Raw genomic sequence first — 3028 nt, forward strand, 5'->3', positions numbered from 1 at the left:
TGAAAAAGAGTGACATTTCCTTTTAATTTGCGGTAATTTTCAATTAGAGATTGAAAAGTAAATGCGATGTACCCGAGATAGATCGAGTACAAGAATGCGAAGCCTGTTTTTTCAGGTAAAAGCACGGACATCGGAATGAGGATCATCAGTAAGAGAACCCCTAAAACTTTACGAAGTAGCCCATTGATGCCGATTTTGCTCTTATACTCGATGCCAGGATTGACAATCGCAGCAATCGTTCCTGTCACAAAATCAATGATTTCCATTGAGACAATCAATGCCAGGGCGTACAAAACCAGACCATCTTCAGTCTGAACAACACTTCGAAAAAAATTGAAAAATTCGATTTGCATATATCCTCCTTAATCGATTCTAGGCATGACCACGGTCAATACACCTTGCTGCAGCATATCAGGTAGTGACTGCTCTTTCCAAGTATAGCCTTCAGATGGTTGCATCTGGAATTTCAGGATTGTTTGTGTCTCCTTCGGCCATTTCGGGTTCGTATCGTATGGGTAAGGCATGGATACGATATCACCGTTTACATAGCGAGTGCTCTTGACGAGAGGCTTGATGAACTGCGCAACTTTACTGTAAGTATTCGTGGGCATGCCTCCGTTTTGAGAAATAGCCAGAGCGATCAGAACCTCAGTGATAGATGATACCGTGTCAAGATTTTCCTTATTCTCTACGGCCGCTTGCTCTACCTTAGTTGCCATTTCCTTATTTTGCTTGAGCTGCGCATCCACCTGGCTGAATTTCTCATTTTCAGCACGATTTGGGAAATTCTCCTGATAGAGAGCTTCCAAGGCTAACTCAAAAAGTTCTGTATTAGACAAGCTGATTTTATCAGCTGATAGCAAGATAGGTACGATAGCACCGTCTGCATTGACTAACGTGACCTTTGTAGCGGATGCTGTTCCGCTTGCATCAAATTCTTGGGACTTTGTCCCGTACTCTAATTTCATAGAACCTCCTTTAAATTTTGAATGAAATATTATCTAGGTTTAACCAATTTGAATCAACATTATTTTTCACAACCACATTTCCAGTTGGATAGACTCCGACAACGGCAGAGCCATAGTCATTGTTTAAAACGGTTTTGAATAGTGTTGTAGATGGTCTGAAATTTTCAGGCAAAGTAAAGATAATTGACTCACGGGTAGTCTTTCCTCCTTTACAAGTCCCTCTTAAATAAACAATCCCGTCAAAACTTTTTGAAAATTGGATTTTTTCATACTCAGGATGATGGCTCCACCCATTTTGTAGGTTGGCATTTTGCCAAGGTGTGCTCTGAATGTCATCTTTGGTAGCAATCTCTTTCCATTGCGTTGGAGCCCATTTATTGGCATTGTTGTAGGTCCTAAAGAAAAACCTATTTGATGTTACCCCAGTGAAAAATTGAACGCCTTTCCAACTATCAAGCCAATAGTTTTGAAATAGTCCCCAATCATTACCAGTAGGGTTATCTGCGTATTTCCCATTTCTCCAACCAAATTCTGTCGCCTGCTTATTCCAAACATCACCCCATTGAGCGCTACCTCTACTTAAGCCACCATAAGCATTAGTCAGCTGATACTGCTGAATTGGCTTGTTATTCGAGTAGATATCGCCTAGAACATCTAATGAGCCTGGTTTCCCAAATTCTGCAACCTTACCAATGCCTACACGTCCGTTCTTATCATAGGACATTACTACGCTTTCAGTTGCTACTGTTGTAGAAAATTCAACACTTGTAAACTTGTCCTCAAGCTTACCAATAATCACAAAGGATTTATTCGATGGATAATTCCCCGCCATGTTAGCAGCTGAATTAGTCAATGTATGAATACTTGTAAAATTACCAGATGCACTACCATTATCATCCGTGAAATTCTCATTACCTATCTGAGCAACTTTGAAAGTTAAGGACATTACATTCCTTTGCTTTCCTGACTGCATTATAGGGGCTATTCGGGCATTTCTTAACACTTGCAATGTATTTGGATTACCTCTAGTTCTAAGTGCGGAGAAGCTAAAGGAGGGGGCATAATACTCAATCACGTTGATAGTAATATCTTTAGTATCTGATTGTTTGCCCCGACTATCGACAACACTAGCACGTATCGTTGCTGAACCATTAAAATTCATCATACCGAGCCTACCGCCATTTTTAGTTGTGACCTGATTCTTATTTACAATTTCAGCACGATATCCTGTAATAGTTGAGCCATAAGCCCCAGATGGGCTGTTAAAGTTGACCTGGATGTCAGAAATAATCTGTAAAAAGTTATTTCCGCTCAATAGCTGTCTTGCGACCGTATTCATGTCAGTTAATGAAAGACCTGTGAAGGTAGGCTTTACACTGTCTGGGATTTTAAAGTACCAGCCATTAGAATACACGTCGCTACCGATTTGAGTAGTGCCATTATATGTTCGAACACAGATATCCATTAGCCCCGAACTAGATTTAGGTAAGTGTCGAGCAAAATCTAAAGACGGGGTAAAGGATACACTTGTCCCATGGTTCTTACCTAAATCTATCCAGTCACTTCCAAAAACTCGGTACCAAACTTGGTGAGTGAATGCACTTGCTTTTCTGTCGATTCGTATAGTATGACGAGAGCCTAGATTTCTATCTCCGTCTAGACCAGCAACCGCACTAGAACGAGGCAAGCTGGATAACGTATACTTAGTCGAGATAGTAATATTTCCGTGAACTCCGTTATTCGGGTCAAAAGAAGCCCAAACTGAAAAAGTCTTAGTCCCGTCACTATTATGAGGAACAGTGACTTCTCCACTTGCGAGCGTTACCTCTTCTCCGGACGTATCGTAATCCGGGTGACTGCTATGAACACTTGCGCCATTTAACCAGACAGAAAGGTTACTGATATTTCCATAAGTCCATGTTCTATAAGCTCCATCGCGGTCGATAGTAGCCCGCCACCTTACTTTCGAAGAGTTATTAGTAATGTCCTGACTAACTTGTTCGACGTAAAGGTTCAAATGCAATGGGCCACTAGAATTGATAAATTTAGTCATTTTCCTC

At 40.9% G+C, this 3028-nt stretch carries 3 protein-coding genes; all 3 read right to left on the minus strand.

All coding sequences use genetic code 11. The features are described 5' to 3' along the window. Positions 1 to 353: phage holin family protein (locus tag ACIY19_RS10700; RefSeq protein ID WP_409003389.1), on the minus strand; the 353-nt coding region annotated here is incomplete at its 3' end. Between the two features lie 9 nt (positions 354 to 362). Then, positions 363 to 968: a DUF1366 domain-containing protein gene (locus tag ACIY19_RS10705; protein ID WP_409003390.1), complete on the minus strand. Its 606-nt coding sequence runs from the start codon at positions 966 to 968 to the stop codon at positions 363 to 365. A gap of 10 nt (positions 969 to 978) precedes the next feature. Then, a complete protein-coding gene (locus ACIY19_RS10710) occupies positions 979 to 3021 on the minus strand; it encodes a DUF859 family phage minor structural protein (protein ID WP_409003391.1) in 2043 nt (680 codons plus the stop codon). Positions 3022 to 3028 lie beyond the last annotated feature (7 nt).

The sequence above is a fragment of the Streptococcus sp. ST14 genome, from assembly GCF_046098195.1.
GTDB lineage: Bacteria > Bacillota > Bacilli > Lactobacillales > Streptococcaceae > Streptococcus.

Bases quoted from the DNA above. Each gene is read 5' to 3' on its own strand.
- ACIY19_RS10705 (WP_409003390.1), bottom strand. From the start codon at position 968: ATGAAATTAGAGTACGGGACAAAGTCCCAAGAATTTGATGCAAGCGGA.
- ACIY19_RS10710 (WP_409003391.1), bottom strand. From the start codon at position 3,021: ATGACTAAATTTATCAATTCTAGTGGCCCATTGCATTTGAACCTTTAC.